14 protein-coding genes are annotated in these 16,090 nt (G+C 37.8%); all 14 read left to right on the plus strand.

Annotated features, from left to right (window positions below):
• The first annotated feature begins 20 nt into the window (after positions 1–20).
• The 14 genes from JQX68_RS21570 (at position 21) to JQX68_RS21635 (ending at position 16,073) form a co-directional block, all read left to right on the plus strand.
• The gene (locus JQX68_RS21570) at positions 21–1,400 is read left to right on the plus strand and encodes a phage portal protein (protein WP_052500194.1); all 1,380 of its coding nucleotides are present in this window, start codon (positions 21–23) and stop codon (positions 1,398–1,400) included.
• Positions 1,401–1,441: 41 nt separating this feature from the next.
• Entirely contained in the window at positions 1,442–2,383 is a 942-nt protein-coding gene (locus JQX68_RS21575) for an HK97 family phage prohead protease (RefSeq protein ID WP_052500193.1), read from the plus strand.
• A 20-nt stretch (positions 2,384–2,403) separates the two neighbouring features.
• Positions 2,404–3,552 carry a phage major capsid protein gene (locus JQX68_RS21580; RefSeq protein WP_052500192.1) on the plus strand — a complete coding sequence of 383 codons (1,149 nt, stop codon included), beginning with the start codon at positions 2,404–2,406 and terminating at the stop codon, positions 3,550–3,552.
• Between the two features lie 101 nt (positions 3,553–3,653).
• Positions 3,654–3,869 carry a hypothetical protein gene (locus JQX68_RS21585; protein WP_009968725.1) on the plus strand — a complete coding sequence of 72 codons (216 nt, stop codon included), beginning with the start codon at positions 3,654–3,656 and terminating at the stop codon, positions 3,867–3,869.
• Positions 3,859–4,191, plus strand: a complete 333-nt coding sequence (locus JQX68_RS21590; RefSeq protein WP_009968726.1) for a head-tail connector protein — start codon at positions 3,859–3,861, stop codon at positions 4,189–4,191. The genes JQX68_RS21585 and JQX68_RS21590 overlap by 11 nt, the downstream gene beginning before the upstream one ends.
• Positions 4,191–4,529, plus strand: coding sequence for a phage head closure protein (locus JQX68_RS21595; RefSeq protein WP_205440656.1), 339 nt, complete (start codon positions 4,191–4,193; stop codon positions 4,527–4,529). Before JQX68_RS21590 ends, JQX68_RS21595 begins: the two co-directional genes overlap by 1 nt.
• Positions 4,529–4,909 (plus strand): HK97-gp10 family putative phage morphogenesis protein, encoded by a 381-nt coding sequence (locus JQX68_RS21600; RefSeq protein WP_013603365.1) that lies wholly within the window; start codon positions 4,529–4,531, stop codon positions 4,907–4,909. Before JQX68_RS21595 ends, JQX68_RS21600 begins: the two co-directional genes overlap by 1 nt.
• On the plus strand, positions 4,906–5,310 hold the full coding sequence (locus JQX68_RS21605; protein ID WP_009968607.1) for a hypothetical protein: 405 nt from the start codon (positions 4,906–4,908) through the stop codon (positions 5,308–5,310). Before JQX68_RS21600 ends, JQX68_RS21605 begins: the two co-directional genes overlap by 4 nt.
• A 30-nt stretch (positions 5,311–5,340) precedes the next feature.
• A complete protein-coding gene (locus JQX68_RS21610) occupies positions 5,341–5,991 on the plus strand; it encodes a major tail protein (protein ID WP_009968606.1) in 651 nt (216 codons plus the stop codon).
• A gap of 77 nt (positions 5,992–6,068) precedes the next feature.
• Positions 6,069–6,395 (plus strand): phage tail assembly chaperone G, encoded by a 327-nt coding sequence (gpG, locus tag JQX68_RS21615; RefSeq protein ID WP_009968605.1) that lies wholly within the window; start codon positions 6,069–6,071, stop codon positions 6,393–6,395.
• A gap of 197 nt (positions 6,396–6,592) precedes the next feature.
• Complete coding sequence (locus JQX68_RS21620) at positions 6,593–11,677, plus strand: phage tail tape measure protein (RefSeq protein ID WP_205440657.1); 5,085 nt, start codon at positions 6,593–6,595, stop codon at positions 11,675–11,677.
• Positions 11,674–13,338, plus strand: a complete 1,665-nt coding sequence (locus JQX68_RS21625; RefSeq protein ID WP_205440658.1) for a distal tail protein Dit — start codon at positions 11,674–11,676, stop codon at positions 13,336–13,338. The genes JQX68_RS21620 and JQX68_RS21625 overlap by 4 nt, the downstream gene beginning before the upstream one ends.
• Before the next feature lie 15 nt (positions 13,339–13,353).
• On the plus strand, positions 13,354–15,684 hold the full coding sequence (locus tag JQX68_RS21630; RefSeq protein WP_205440659.1) for a phage tail spike protein: 2,331 nt from the start codon (positions 13,354–13,356) through the stop codon (positions 15,682–15,684).
• A gap of 2 nt (positions 15,685–15,686) precedes the next feature.
• The gene (locus JQX68_RS21635) at positions 15,687–16,073 is read left to right on the plus strand and encodes a hypothetical protein (RefSeq protein WP_013603358.1); all 387 of its coding nucleotides are present in this window, start codon (positions 15,687–15,689) and stop codon (positions 16,071–16,073) included.
• Positions 16,074–16,090: the final 17 nt, after the last annotated feature.

Below are 16,090 nucleotides of genomic sequence, written 5' to 3' on the forward strand. Positions count from 1 at the left end.
AAGGAGGATAACCAACCTAAATGGGGATTTTTTCGAGAAAAAATAAGCAGAAAGAAGACCGTTCCATGCAATATTCCTACGGTGGTGGATATTCTATTACTTCTTACTTTGGTGATGGTGGTCCAATAACAGAAGAAGAAGCTATGAGAATCCCCACTGTTGTTTCGGCTCTTGAGCTTATTACATCATCAATAGCATCATTGCCAATCTACTTATATAAAGAAGATCGCAAAGGTGCAGTAATTAAAATTCCTGATAACCGTGTTTCTCTTTTAAATGATGAACCAAATGATTTGATAAACGGCTATAACATGAAAAAGAGAATGGTTAAGGACTATTTACTGTATGGAGCTAGCTACATCAAGATCGAAAAAATTCGGAATGAGGTTACTAACTTCTATCCCTTGCCCATCAAATATATTTCAGTGACAACTTATAGTCAGGGATATAAAAAATGGGCTACGATCAATTATTTTTATAACAACAAAACTGGAACTTATGAATTTACTCCGGATGAATTGATTATTCTTACAAGAGACAGTGAAGATGGAGTTACCTCATCAGGAATCCTCCAGAATAATAGTAAGCTTCTTAGACTTGCCCTTGATGAAATCGAATACTCAAATGGAATCTTAAAAAACGGGGCCCTTCCTATAGGTGTTTTAAAAGCTACATCAAGATTAAGCCAAAAAGCAATTGATAACCTGCGATCTTCTTGGGAAAACCTCTATAGTGGACCAAAGAAAGCTGGTAAAACAATTATTTTGGAAGAAGGATTAGATTACAATCCAATTTCAATGAAACCAAGTGAAATGGATTTAACTAATTCTAAGAAAAACACGGTCTCAGAAATTGCTAGAGTCTTCAATATTCCAGAGTCCATGTTAAATTCCTCGGCCAATAAGTATGCTTCAAATGAACAAAATAACCTCTATTTTCTTCAATACTGTGTTGGCCCGATCATTTCTGCGATTGAATCTGCTCTAAATAAATCTCTCCTATTAGAAACAGAGAAAGAACAAGGTTATTATTTTAGATTTGATGTTTCTGAATTGCTCAGAACAACAGAAAAAGAAAAAATCGATGCCACTGTTTCTGCTGTAAAAGGAGGATTAATCTCTCTTAACGAAGGTCGTTCAAGAATTGACATGCCTGAAATTAAAGATGATTTCTTTATGTGGGGTCTGGGTCAAATTTTCTATAATCCTAAAACCGGAAAAATGACTATTCCAAACATGGGAGAAACGATTGATCCTAACAATCCACAACCTTCCGCACAAAATCAGAATCACCCCCCTACTCCATCTAATCTTGATCCAAATAAACCTCCAATTGAAAATGAACAAACTTCTGAAGATAAAGATGATTCAAAGATAAAAGATGAGCCAGTAGATCAATAGATTTATTGGCTTTTATTTTTTCAAGGAGGTGTAACTAACTTATGAAATTTGAGCTTTTATCCCGTAAGGTCGAGCTTCGAGCCAATAACGATAATGATTCAATGACTGTTTCTGGTTACGTCAATAAAACAGGAGAGTTAAGCGAAGTACTGGGTTCTGGAAAGAAGTTTGTTGAGAAAATTGCACCGGGTGCATTTACTCGAGCTCTGTCACGAAACCCCGACAATATTGACTTCCTTGCTGAACATAACAGCAAACATATTCTAGCTTCTACACGAAACGGTTCCCTTCGATTATTTGAAGACAGCACCGGTTTATATATGGAAGCAACAATCTCTCCTACTACATGGGGACATGATTATTACCAATTGATAGACGATAAAATCCTTCGGAATATGTCATTTGGATTTAGAACCTTAGATGATTCATGGGATGTTCGCGATGATGGTATTTACGAACGGACCATTAATGATCTTGAATTACTTGAAGTTTCCGTTGTACGAGACCCGGCCTACTCACAATCTACAATCTCAGCCAGAGGAATTGATGTAATTGAAGACATTGAAATTCCAACGAACTTAGAAGAAGGAGAGCAAAGAAATATGGATGAAATCAAAGAGCTCTTTGAAGGATTAGAAGAACGTTTATTAACTTCTCTTAAAGAATCAATCAATGAAATTCGTTCAGAACAAAAAGAGTTCATTGAACAAGCTACGGCTGAATTAAGAGAAAAAGTGAACGAACAAGATCCTGAAAAGGCTGCCGAAAATTCAGGCGAACAAACAGAAGTTAAAGATAATGACTCCGAACAAGATGAACCTGAAACAAAAGAAAAGTCTGAAAATGTTGATGAAACGAAACCAGATGAAAAAGATCCTAAAGAAGATAAATCTGATGAAGATCCTGATAAAGAGAAAAAACGTTCATTAGTCTCTGAAGAATTATCAGAATTGCGAAATAAATTAACTGGACTATCAAATTAATCAGGAGGTTTCTTATAAATATGAATTTGAAAGCGCTTAAAGAAAAACGAAATGCCCTGTTAGATGAAGCAGATGAACTACTAAAAAATGCTGAAAAAGAAGTTCGCTCATTATCAGCAGACGAAAAATCAAAATTTGATGAATTGACTGCTGATGTTACTGATTTAAACAACCAAATTTCCGAATTAGAAAGTCGCCAGAAAGATGGCGAGAAAAATGAAAAAACAATGGAGGAACGTAAAGTGGATAATAAAGAAAAAGAACTCCGCGGTATTGAACAGTATCTCCGTCGCCAAGATGGTGAAGAAGTTCGGGCTCTTCAAACAACTTCTCAAGGTGGAGCCGTAATCCCTGAGAATGTTGAAGGAACAATTGTACTTAAAATGGAAGAAACTTCACCGGTATTTGCTCGAGCAACTAAATTCCCATCTGTCGCTGGAACATTGAAAATTGCTAAGGAATCCCTTAACTCTGTTGCAGGATTTGTTGGTGAAGGTGAAGATGTATCCGAACTTCAAATCTCTTTTGATGAAGTTAAGCTTGCACAAAAACGTGTTGGTGCAGCAATCAGCCTATCTAATCAGCTGATTAATGATGCGGCTGTTAACATTGTTGATTACTCTCTTAACCTTCTCGGTCGCCGGGTCGGTAAAGCAGTTGAAAAATCAATTCTTGTGGGTGCAGGTGGAGAAGAATTCTCTGGTATCGTTAACGATGCTGAAGTTCAAAAAATCCCTGTCTCCAGCGCAGTTACTATTGATAACTTAATGGACCTCTATAACTCTATTCATCCTGAATTCCTAGCTTCATCTTCTTTCATTATGCAACGTGGTTTCTTCAACCAAATCGCTAAGATGAAAGATTCTATGGGCCATTACTACATGCAAAACGGTGTCGTTAACGGTAAATTAACCTATACCCTTTTCGGTGCCGAAGTCATTGTAACTGATCAACTTCCTGATGGAACTCCTGCGATCTTTGGTTCTGTTCAAGATGCTTATGCAGTATTGGTTAAGAAAGGATTCGCTCTTCAACACGTCACAGGTGATACAACACAAGCTATCCGTGGTTCTCAATTACTTGTTCTCGATGGTTATATGGATGGTGCAGTCTACAACCCACAAGCTATCTCTGTGTTAAAAGTTGATACTGCGACTACTTCTGCTTAATCATGTGAAAAACTTCACAATATAAGTGATTAGGAGCTCTTCGGAGCTTCTTTTCATTTATAAAATACTGATTTTATACATAACCAAAGGAGGTAATCCATATGCCAAAAGTTAAATTCCTACAATCTGCTTATCTTCCTTCTCATAAAACAGTCTTTAACCATAACGAAGTTGTTGAGATTGAGAATAAAGATTTGGCCAAGAGCCTTGTAAAGAATGGCCATGCAGAGGAAGTTAAAGAAACGAAAAAAGGCAAAAAAGAACCCAAAGTTGTAGAAAAACCTGATGAATCACAGGTAGATAACAATGTTGAGTAATGTAAAAATCACTGAGTTAGACCTCGACTTTGTAAAGAATTATCTCAAAGTCGATCATGACGCAGATGATGCTTTAATTTCGATGATGATTATTTCTGCGCAGAATTATATTCAAACTTACCTCAATAAAAAGTTTGATGAATTCGATCCCCTTCCAGCTGAATTCACTATCGCAGCACTTAGCCTTATCTCCCAATGGTATGAACATAGAGAAATTCAGACTGCATCAATTTCATCTAAAAGTGAACTCTCATATGTATTTTCTGGTCTTCTTGACGTTTATAGAAATTGGAATGATGAATCATACGAGGTTGATGCTTAATGCCTTCTAAACGCCCCGATATTAGTGGATTAAATAAAAGAATAACCTTTTTAAAACAAACTCAGGGAAAAGATTCTTATGGGGCTCCAACTATGGTTTACAAGGAAGTTACATCATGTTGGGCCAGTGTTGAATCACAACAGCTGAAAGAATTCATAACTACTTACGGGACAGAACTTCAAAATATTATCACCTTCTTAATCCGGTCAAAACAAAGGGTCCCTATTACAGACGATATGATGATCTCTTTTCAAGGTCAAAAATACAAAATCGTTGAGATCCAGCCAGATCTAAAAAGTTCAATGTATGACTTAATCGTTGCAAAGTCGGTGTCTTAATGGGACTAGATATTGATACGTCAGGAATTGAATTAGCTTTGAAACAAATGGCTGGACGTGAAACCAAAGTTCGAAATCGAGCATTAAAAGCAGCTGCGCATGTTGTTGCAGAAAAATTAGAAGACAATACTCCAGTTTGGCCGGTAGATAAGCACAAACACTTGAAAGACGATGTAGTCATTTCCGGTGTTGATGCATTTGGCCAAATCAAAGTTGGATATAGCAAAGAAACTGAATGGAGAGCAAAGTTCGTTGAATTTGGAACAATGGGTGGATCAAGAATTGCTCCACAAGGTTTTATTCAACGGACTGAAGAAGAGTCTCGTTCAGAAGCCATGTCAGTTATGACAGACGAGCTCAAGAAAGGATTGGGATTGTGAGTTTATCAGTAAAAACAGTATATGACTTGCTGATGAATGATCAAGAACTTGGAAATCTCATGAACAAAGATATGATATTTTCAATCAACGTTCCTGAAGACTTTCAAAAAGTCGAAAATGCTCCGATTATTTGCATCACTCAAATAAGTGATTTCCAAAGTAGATTTGTTAGCAATAAAGCATTTTCTTCTGAAATTAGTGTTCAAATTACAGTTTGGGCTGCAGATCTAGCAAAAATCGATCAATTTAAAACTCGTTTAGACACTTTAATGGGTGAAAATAATTGGTCGCAATACACAGGAATGTTAGACAGAGATCCAACCATTGATTTGTTTATGTTAGCAAGACGTTATCGAACAACTGAAATATTAAACGATTTGAGCCTTCTCAAACATGAGTAGGCTTATTTTTTTTAAGGGAGGAAATCATTAGTGGCAACATTAGGTTTTGAAGAAGTCCAAATTGCTATTCTTAATGATCAAGAACAGGTAGTAAAAGTTCATAAAATTAACGCCCAAGTCGGTGGTGCTGTTGAAGCTAAAATTTCAGGTTTGGCTCCAACGACTAATACAGTCTATGCTTCCAACGTTCCATTCTATGTTTCTGCTGTCGGTGTTTCTAACCCTAAATTAGAACTTAATACAGCTGATTTAACAGAAGAAATGATCGCAGACATCTCTGGAGCTAAGACAAATGAAAATGGAATTACAACTCTTGGTGCTGATACAGTTGCCCCTTATTGTGCCGTAATTATGAAAACAAAAGGCCTGGCCAATGATGACATTTATATTGCCCTTGCAAAAGGTAAATTCGGTCACCCTGATGGATTCGATCTTAAAACAGGTGAGGACAAAGGACAAGAAGCTGATACAACCGATGGTGCTTTGACTGGTGAATTTGTTGCTCGCCATTCTGACGGTATTGTTTATGCTAAAGGCCGTACAAGCACTCAAGGCTTCACTGTGTCTGCATTTACTCAATTACTCTTCCCCGGCTGGAATGGAACAACAGCTGAAGGTCAAACTTCAACTAACACCTCAACAACAACCCCTACTGAGACTTCTGATACTACTACTGCCTAATCACAAATAAGCTAGATGCCTTCGGCATCTAGTTTTTTATTTACATACCAAATAAACAAAGGAGAGAAATTTTCACGATGCTAAAAATTGAATTATATAACCCTGAACTAGACAAAGTTGAAACATTCACTGAAGGATTTGTCTCAGCCCGAGCATTACGTCGGGTAATCGAATTCGGAGTCAAGCAAGAAACAGAAGTTATGAATGAGCTTGAACAATTAGACGAATTGGTTGCTCTTGTCGCAAGCCTATTTAGAAGTGAAAAAGTCAATTTCGACACTATCTATGATGGTATTGCCTCTGACAAAATCGCCGAAGTTTTATCTGGAATCCTCCAAGACGTACTTGGTGGAGAAGCTAAAAAAAAGAAGTCACAGATGGAACTAGCGAAAGTGACGGAATAAAGTCATACCAAGATTACCTGGATAACCTCGATCAGATTTACAAAGATTTGATCGAGGCCGGTTGGTCTTATAAGGATATTGAAGAAATGGACATAAATGGCTTCTTGCGCTTAATGGGAGACAAAAAGAAGAAAACAAAAACTGACGATATTGAAGAGTTCTTCAAATCGATTTAATGAAGTCATGGAGGTGGAGCGATGGCGACGACTGGAACCCCACTAGGAAATATGGTCATTCAATTATCAATGGATGGAACCCAGTTTTCTAATACTCTTCAAGGTATTAAGAGAGAAATTAGAGTTGCTCAAACAGCAATGAAAGCGAACCTTGAGATTCTTTCAAATGCTGGTGATGAATACGCTCTATTAGAGAATAAGATTAAAGATCTTACTCAAATAATGGATGCGAACAAACGTAAAATTGATGAGTTACGTAGACAACACCAGAATGCCATTCAAACTTATGGTGAAGGTTCAAAACAAGTTCAGCTATTAGCTTCACAAATCAACTCCGCAATTACCCGACAAGCTGCCTGGGAAAGACAGCTAAGAACTACCGAAGGTAGACTCGAAGATCTCAAATCTGGTACAGCAGATTTAAGACAAGAGATTAGTAACATTACTCGGGCTACTCAAGAGAATGTTGCTTCTTTAAATGCAAGTGGTAGAGTCTATTCGGCTCAACGTGCCAGAATCGACGGTTTATCCCAAACAGTTAACCGTTACAATAACCTAATTGAAGCCCAAAGACAAAGAATCAATAATCTATCAAATACTTTTGGTGAGAATGATTCGAGGGTTGAAGCAGCAAGGCAAGAACTCCAAAGGTATACTGAACAACAACAACGGGCTCAAGAACGTTTAGACCAATTAAGAAACAGATTTGACCGTCTCTCCCCTTCTGTTGGAGAACTTTCTGATAACCTCGGACAGGTTTCTTCAAGAATGAGAGAAGTTTCAGATAGAGCCAGAAAAACTGGAGAAAAGATTCACGATATTGGTTCAAATATTAAAGAGTCTGTAGTTCCAATGACAGGTGCCCTCACTCTTGGACTGGGGTTTGCGACTAAGAGTGCCATGGATTTTGAATCCCAAATGTCAGCTGTAAAATCCGTTATGGCCCCAGATGAAGTAAATAAGTATGGGAAAGCTCTTGAAGAACTTGCTGTTATCCAAGGTGCAAAAACAAAGTATAGTGCATTAGAAGCTGCCCAAGCTGAAGAAGAACTAGTTAAGGCCGGTGTTAGTGTAAAAGATATTATCAACGGGGGTTTAAGTGGTGCCCTATCATTAGCTACAGCTGGTGGTTTAGAACTAAAAGATGCTGCCGAAATTGCTTCAACAGCATTGAATGCCTTCAGGGATGATAATATATCTGTAGCTGACGCTGCCAATATTTTAGCTGGTGCGGCAAACGCTTCTGCAACTGACGTTGGTGAATTAAAATACGGTTTATCAATGGTTTCTGCAGTTGCTTCAGGTGTTGGTTTAAGTTTCAGAGATACCTCAACAGCATTAGGCGCATTCGCTCAAAATGGATTGAAGGGTTCAGATGCCGGTACCTCCCTCAAAACAATGCTCCTTAACCTTTCCCCTCACACAAAAGCTGCATCAGATATGATGGATTCTCTTGGATTAGCTACAGCTAACACGAAAGTGGCATATCAATGGTTAGTCGACCGTGGAATTAAACCGGCTTCAACAGAATTTAAAGATGTATCAGCAGCCGTTCAAAAATTAGCGAAAATCCAAGCTGGTCATGGAGCTTCAGCTGCAAAAGTAGCTAAAGAGTATGACAAATTAGCAACATATTCTGGTTTGGCTTCAAGTGCTTTCTACGATGAAAATGGTAACCTTAAAAGCATTTCCGAAATCGCTGCCTTACTCAAGGATAGATTAAAAGACTTGAGTAATGAACAGAGACAACAAGCTCTAAATACTATGTTCGGTACCGATGCAATCCGTGCTGCCAATATCCTTTATAAAGAAGGCGCTAAAGGCATGGATGATATGGCAGCTGCAATAGGAAAGATTTCAGCAGATGATGTTGCAAAAACTAAACTCGATAACTTAAAAGGAACAATTGAACAGTTAAAGGGATCAGTTGAAACTGCGGGAATTACGATTGGACAAAATCTTACTCCAGCATTAAAAGTCGTTGCTACAGTTATTCAAAAAGTTGTAGATGTATTCAATGCCCTTCCTTCTCCTGTTCAACACTTTTTAGTTATTGGGGCAGCATTAGTCGCTGTCCTTGGACTAATTGCAACTGCAATCGGATTTACTATGATCGGTATTGGTGGAGCGATTAAAGGTTTCGGAGAATTCGGGGCCATTGTCGCTAGCGCCACACGGAAAATTGCTGAATCTGAAGCAATTATGGCAACTCTAGGTTCAGTCATGAACTTTGCTTTAGGGCCAATCGGACTCGCAATTGCAGCCATTTCAACCCTCGGAATTGCCTTTGCAGTTGCATATCAGAAATCAGAGACTTTCCGTAATTTCATAAATGGAATTGGAGCTTCTATTGGAACAGCCTTTTCAAAAGTGAAACAAGCTGTCTCCGGGATCTTTGCTTTATTTAAAGGTGATCAATCTAAAGGCAAAAGTCTCTTATCTTCTCTAATGCCTCCAGAAATGGTTAAAGTCATTGTCGATTCTGTAAATAAGATAAAATCGGCATTTTATAACATGACTGCCCCACTTACTAGCGCTTACGGCAAAGTTAAAACTGTTATAACTGGTATTTTCGCTTTATTCTCTGGTAACACAAAAAAAGGTACATCGATTTTATCAGGTGTCTTAAGTGCCAAAGATATTTCAAGTATCAGAAGTATGGTTGCTCAAGTAAGACAAGTAATCATGTCTGTTATAACTTATATCAAAGCGAAAACTACTGAGATTCGTGCTTTCTGGCAACAGAACGGTCCGATGATAACAAAAGCTTTTGTCAATATCTTCTCAGGGATAGTTAAAACGGTTACAACTGTTATGACTACCATCTTCCAAATTGTCGGTCCAATCCTCAAATCCCTCGTAGCTCTTTTCAAAGTCTTACTTCCTCCAATTTCAGTCGTATTCAAATTGGTTTTTACGGTAGCCTTGGCTCTTATTAAGTCAGTACTGAATAACATCAAAGGTGTTATTGATGGAACACTTAATATAATCATGGGTATCGCGAAAGTTTTTGGTGGTCTATTCACTGGAAACTGGAAGAAGATGTGGGAAGGTATCAAACAATTGTTCTTTGGAGCTTTCCAATTAATTTGGAATGCAATCCAATTAATGTGGTTCGGAAAAATGATTAAAGGCGCTGCCTTATTCATTGGATCCTTCAAAGCATTGTTTGTTGGTCTATGGAATATATTAAAGTCTGTTTTCAAGACTCCAATCAAGTGGATCGTTAATTTCTTGAAAGACAACTTTAATATCATGAAAAGAACAGCGAGTACAGTTTTTGGTGGAATCAAAACGGTTATCTCCAAAGTCTGGGGCGGAATCAAACTCGTGTTTACCACAGTAATTAAGTACATCGTTAAATTCTTAAAACTTGAATTTAACGGTATGAAAGTTATTGTGACTACAATTTTCAAAGTAATAAGCAAAGTAATCTCTACAACTTGGTCAGTGATCAAGAAAATCTTTGTTACTACTGCGAAATTTTTGTATAACACTGTGAGAACCCGATTTGGAAACATCAAAGACTTCATCGGAAAAGTTTTCAGCTGGATCTGGAATTTCGCTAAAAAAGCTTGGAGTGGAATTTCTAACGTAATCATCAAACCAGTTGTAAATGTCTTTAAAACAGTCGTTAAGTATTTCACCAATATTAAACAAAACGCCTTAAAAATCTTTGACGGATTAAAGAAAGGTGCTCAAAACATCTGGACCAAGATGGTTGACGGCATCAAATCTTTACCTCGCCGGATGGGTGATGGATTAAAGAATGGTGCTAAAGCAATCGGTAAGGGCGCCAAAGCCGTTGCTAAGATCTTGATTGAAGGATTGGCTAAAGGGGTCAATGGCGTAACTGGTGGTGTGAACTGGATCCTCGATAAAGTTCATGCCCCTAAGAAATTAAGAATTCCTAAATGGGATGTCCCAAAATATGCCCGTGGTACTGACAATCACCCAGGTGGACCAGCTATTGTTTCTGATGGTAAAGGCCCAAACAAACAAGAGTTAATAGCTCTTCCAAATGGCCAAATGTTCTTATCTCCTAAGAAAGAAACAATGTTGAATCTTCCTAAAGGAACATCGGTTCTTGATGGAAATAAAACAGCTGCTCTTCTTAAAATGGCACCTAAGTATTCAACCGGTATTGGTTGGCTTGATAGTGCATGGGATAAGACGAAAGAGTTTGCTTCTTCTGCAGCTTCTAAAGTGACGAATGCAGCAAAAGATATTTGGTCTTATGCAACTCACCCAACGAAGTTATTAGAAATGGCAATCTCTAAGTTCACTAAATTGGACGCTCTTAAAGATCCAACTCTCGGTATGGTTAAAGGTGCAGTTACATCTGTCAAAGACGGTGCCGTAAATTGGATCAAAGGTTTACTTACAGCTGATAACCCACCAGGAAAAGGTGTTCAGCGTTGGAAACCTTTGGTTAAGAGAGCACTAGAGATGAATGGTCTATCAACAAGTACTGAAATGGTTAATAAAGTTTTGAGACAAATTCAAACTGAATCTGGTGGAGATCCTAAAGCCGTTCAGCACGGTTATACAGATATAAACACGATTCGGGGCGATTTGGCTAAAGGCTTGATGCAAACTATCTCAAGTACATTCAATGCCTACAAGTTTAAGGGCCATGACAATATCTTTAATGGCTTCGATAACCTGTTGGCTGCCTTAAACTATGCAAAACATAGATACGGTCCAACTTTATCAGCATTAGGGCAAGGACATGGTTACGCAAACGGAGGCATTGTTACAAGGGCACAAGTTGCGAATATTGCTGAGGGAAATAAACCTGAATCAATTATTCCACTTGACCCTTTAAAACGGACAAGGGCATTGCAACTGTTATCTAAAACTCAACAGATTTTAGGTGTTCCTAACGGATCGCAAGTAACAGTGAACAATGATTACTCTGAGGTTATTGCCCGACAAGATGCTCAGATTACCCTTATGCAGCAACAAATCACTCTCCTAACTCAATTATTGGCCAAAGATAACTCACTTTACTTAGATGGTAAAGAAGTTTATAACACCAATAAAAAGTATGCAGATCAAAAAACAAAATTAAGAAACTTAGCTAAAGGAGTGGTAACTACTTGAACGAAGTAACATTTAATTTTTGTGGTTTTAACTCCAACACTGATCTTGATCTGATTGTAAATGACATCAAAAGAAATATCGGCCCAGAAATATCAGAGAACGTCCAAGACGTTCCTGGTATGATGGGTAAGATTTTTCAAGGCAATAGTTACGGTCAAAGGGTATTTGAAATTGATGTTACGATTAAAGCTACTTCTGAAGCTGACAGAGTTGATAAGATTCAACGTCTATCAAATCTAATCACCATAACTGGTGATGGAGAGTATCCTATGGTCTTTAGTGATGATGCTGAATACACCTATTATGGTCACTTTAGTCAAATATCTCAGGTATCAAGATTAAGCCAATCATCTTTTGATGGAACATTAACTCTCACTTTCTCCTGTTCTGACCCAAGAGGTTATGGTCAGTATATATCTCAAGATATAACTGAAAGCCCTGAAACAATCACCCCACAAGGTAACTCCGTAACATACCCTATCTTCACATGCATTCCTAAAAAGGACGTAACTAAAATCGCGATTTCTGATGAAGATGACAATTACGTTTATATTGGTCAAGATGTTGATCCAGATACGGGTGATTCTCCAATCGATAAAGAACCAAGAGTTCTAAAAGATCCTTGTAATACTCTTGCTACTTGGACTGAAATCACTTCTTCTAATCTAACCTTCTATATTGAAAATGGAGTACCAGGTGGAACAATGACGAGTTCTCCTAACGTATTAAAACCTTCAAGTTTCGGAAGCAAAGTTGAGGGTAAATGGCATGGACCAGTTAGACAACAATGGCTTCCTGCAAGCTATAAAGATTTCCGGGTTCGAGCCAGAATGAAAATTGTATCTTACTATCCTCGAGCTATGGGAAAAATTGAAGTTTACTTACTAGATTCTAACGGAAAGCGTATCGGAAAACTTATGCTTAAAGATTTAGGGTCTACTGGTGAAATAACTATGGCTCAAGTTCAAGTTGGTTACGATTCAAACGGGGTTCATCATGAAATTTATGCTTCAAATGGATCCGTTAAGAAAAAGAAGAAAACCACTAAAACCATCAAAGTCAAAAATGGTACGAAAAAAGTGAAGGTTAAAGGAAAAACCGTTACACAACAACAATGGAAAACCATCAAATTGGATGTTGATAATAGCACAAGTACTTTTACTGATTTCTATGGTTACCTTCAGATGACTAAGATTGGAAACAAATATACAGCTGAGATTATGAAATTAGATGAGAATTGTAATCCAGCTTGGTCTAAGCCAATTAAAAAGACTTGGACAGATACAAAAAATACTTTTGGTGATGCTCTAGCTGGGGTCGCATTTTATACAGCTAAATACGATATTAAGGAAGACAAAGTAGATCCAGCTGTTTCATATAAAAATGACTACCTTGCTCTTTGTGATATTGAAGTATGGAATATTATTGATGGCGGAAATTCATCATCCTCAAAACCTGCAGTAATTGCTCGTGCAGGAGATGAAATTAAGATTAATAGTGAAGACAGAACAGTCTATAAAAACGGTGACTTGTTTATGGAAAACTTTTATATCGGTAGTAAATTCTTCGATATGGACGGTGGAGTTCCTAAATCTTTCGCCTTCGAACCGAATTTAGATGACGCAGAATGGTATATGGAATATACCCCAACAACTTTATAAAGAGGTGATAGCCTAATGTATACAATCCTGGATCCGGATCTTAGAGTTTGTGGGGTCCTTGATTTAGAAGGAAACCTTGGTTGCAAATTCTACAACGACTTGAGATCAACAAAGATTGCTGATGATCAAGGTAAAGTGTGGTTAGATACTTTACAACTCTCCGTACCCTATGGGTTTCCTCAAACAGATATGATGACATCTGGCTATCACCTTCTTGTAGAGGGTAATGACGGTTATCATTACTGCTATAGAATTTATAATTGGCAAGATGAAGCAGTAGGTCCCGTTCATGTCAAAACAGTTCAGGCATACAACCTTGCTATATGGGATTTTAACCATAAAATCGTTCCGGCGAAGACATTCAGTAATGCTAATAGTACTGATGCATTTTCTTATATCCTTCAAGGAACAGGATGGCAAATAGGAACAGATAACTTTTTTGGTGGAGACAAATCTTTAGAAATCGGTTCAGGAAACAATGCTCAGTATTGGTTAGATCAATTAATTAGCCAATATGAAGTAGAAGTTCGAGCTTATGTTCAAGTTTATAACGGCCAGGTTGTAAATAAACTCATTGATATTGTCCCTGAATTAGGAGAATCAAACGGCCGTAGATTAGAATACTCTCATGATTTAACAGGAATTACTCGTACCGGTGATGATACTCAATTGTATACCCTCCTCCATGTATACGGAGGAAATGATAAGAACGGAAATCCCACCACAATCTCTTCTGTTAATGGTGGTAAGGATTATGTTGTTGATGATGAAGCAAACGACTTATACAACAATGGAGGTCCTTACCTAGAAGGATATATTACAAACGATCAAATCCTCAACCCAAGTGGTTTGCTTGATTGGGGTAAAAAGCAATTAGCAAACTACAACCACCCTAAATACACCTACAATGTTTCTGTAGCCCACCTTGATTATGAAGTCTCCCTCGGAGATCATATCCGTGTTGTCGATTACTCTATGCAGCCAGAATTAACCTTATCGGCAAGAGTGATCCAATATGACGAATCGAAAGCAAATCCTGAAAATACTCAAGTTGTTATTGGCGAATATGTTGAAATTGCAGCTGTAACTCCCGCAGAAATTTGGGCGCTGCGAGCTCAAGCTTCTCAGGCCCAACAAGCTGCTGAAGAAGCAAAATCATATAAAGTAGAGTATTTCACTCCAGATGGTACCGATTTTGCTGATGGAACTAGCACAAAAAGAATCATTATTAGAGTCTATTCAGGAATGAAGGAAGTTACTACTTCAATTGATGATAGTAGTTACGTATGGCAGAAAATCAACCCCGATGGATCTCATGACTTAGAATGGGAAAGTTCGATGGTTGGGGTCGGAAACGTAATCACTGTAGGAAGTGAAGTTGCCGGAAGTACTATTAGATGCCAAGTTAATAATGGGATCTCAAGCCCTATTCTCTTTGCTTCTGAAGAAGACGCAGCTTATTTTGCTACTCTTCCCCTAACGAACAATAGTGGTGATGTTAATAAACGAGTAGCTCAATATGCACAAGTGGATGCTATCAACGGAAATATTTATTGGTCTCAGGAATACTCTGGGCCGAAAAAATCACAGTATGGTGGATGGCAATCTTACAACATAACAAGAACATCAATTGACGGAACATACAAAGATCAGATGTGGGTTATCGGTGGAGGTCATGGATCTCAATTTGGAATTGAACATGTTGGCAGTGACATTTACATTTGGTCTGCAATTATCGATACAAAAAGATCTACATTAAATGGCACTCACTACTGGGGTATTGCTAGATTTAAATACATCCCAAATAAGGTTATTCAATTTGGTGACTCTAATTTGCAATTCTATATGATTGGTTCCTCTACAAAGTACCACCGTATTAATTATGATGAAAAAAATCAATATATTTTCGCAAGCACCGGTGAAGTAGACTTCTATGTTTGTAAGCGATCAGATATTGAAAGAGACAAGTGGAAGCCAATCTATACAATGTCTGGCGACGATGTTGGATTTGACGGTAAAACTCAAACCTTCCAATCATCTGCCCTTGATTTTCCTTATGCTTACTTCTGCGCTGGCGATGTAAACGGTGAGGATCCAAGAATTATGTACTGCTGCGATATTCGTTCAAAATCGTTAGTCTATAGCATTAACTATACTTTCGATAAAGGAACAATTAATCAAATAGGTAAGTACGATGAACCGGAGTGCATCAGCTACTACTACGATACAGACGGTAAGAAATGGGTTATTCAAGGTTTTTCATGGGGAAATGAAGATACTTATGAGACTCAACGAACTAATCAATTGTATAGATTAAACGAGCATAAACGAGGTGAAGAGTCTTGATAATGGGAAGTGTTGATATTGCTTTTACAAATTCTTCTCAGGTTGCTCAGAATGCTCAAACCATTGCAACAACCACTCAAGAAAACCTCAATGAAGTTAAAAACAATATCGTTTATAAAATAGATATTTTATCTACGAACGGCACCTCTTTCAAGAATGGATTAATAGATACCACCCTCGTCGCTGTTGCATTCAAAGGCAAGGACAACATTACAAGCAGTTTGCCTTCTTCGGCATTTATTTGGACGAAAACAAATGCTGATGGTACACCTGATGACGAGTGGAATCAAGCTCATGTCGGAGTTGGGAATACCATAACGATCACATCTGAAGATGTATATAGTCGAGCAACATTTCAGTGTGATCTAGATATAGAAGATGAAATGTAGTAAGGAGCGAAAGTTTT

Origin of the sequence: Bacillus sp. LJBS06, assembly GCF_016924995.1 — a bacterium.
GTDB lineage: Bacteria > Bacillota > Bacilli > Bacillales > Bacillaceae > Bacillus > Bacillus stercoris.

What these genes read in the sequence shown, in the direction of transcription:
- JQX68_RS21570 (WP_052500194.1), top strand. Translation starts at nt 21, where the DNA reads ATGGGGATTTTTTCGAGAAAAAATAAGCAGAAAGAAGACCGTTCCATG.
- JQX68_RS21575 (WP_052500193.1), top strand. Translation starts at nt 1,442, where the DNA reads ATGAAATTTGAGCTTTTATCCCGTAAGGTCGAGCTTCGAGCCAATAAC.
- JQX68_RS21580 (WP_052500192.1), top strand. Translation starts at nt 2,404, where the DNA reads ATGAATTTGAAAGCGCTTAAAGAAAAACGAAATGCCCTGTTAGATGAA.
- JQX68_RS21585 (WP_009968725.1), top strand. Translation starts at nt 3,654, where the DNA reads ATGCCAAAAGTTAAATTCCTACAATCTGCTTATCTTCCTTCTCATAAA.
- JQX68_RS21590 (WP_009968726.1), top strand. Translation starts at nt 3,859, where the DNA reads ATGTTGAGTAATGTAAAAATCACTGAGTTAGACCTCGACTTTGTAAAG.
- JQX68_RS21595 (WP_205440656.1), top strand. Translation starts at nt 4,191, where the DNA reads ATGCCTTCTAAACGCCCCGATATTAGTGGATTAAATAAAAGAATAACC.
- JQX68_RS21600 (WP_013603365.1), top strand. Translation starts at nt 4,529, where the DNA reads ATGGGACTAGATATTGATACGTCAGGAATTGAATTAGCTTTGAAACAA.
- gpG (WP_009968605.1), top strand. Translation starts at nt 6,069, where the DNA reads ATGCTAAAAATTGAATTATATAACCCTGAACTAGACAAAGTTGAAACA.
- JQX68_RS21620 (WP_205440657.1), top strand. Translation starts at nt 6,593, where the DNA reads ATGGCGACGACTGGAACCCCACTAGGAAATATGGTCATTCAATTATCA.
- JQX68_RS21630 (WP_205440659.1), top strand. Translation starts at nt 13,354, where the DNA reads ATGTATACAATCCTGGATCCGGATCTTAGAGTTTGTGGGGTCCTTGAT.
- JQX68_RS21635 (WP_013603358.1), top strand. Translation starts at nt 15,687, where the DNA reads ATGGGAAGTGTTGATATTGCTTTTACAAATTCTTCTCAGGTTGCTCAG.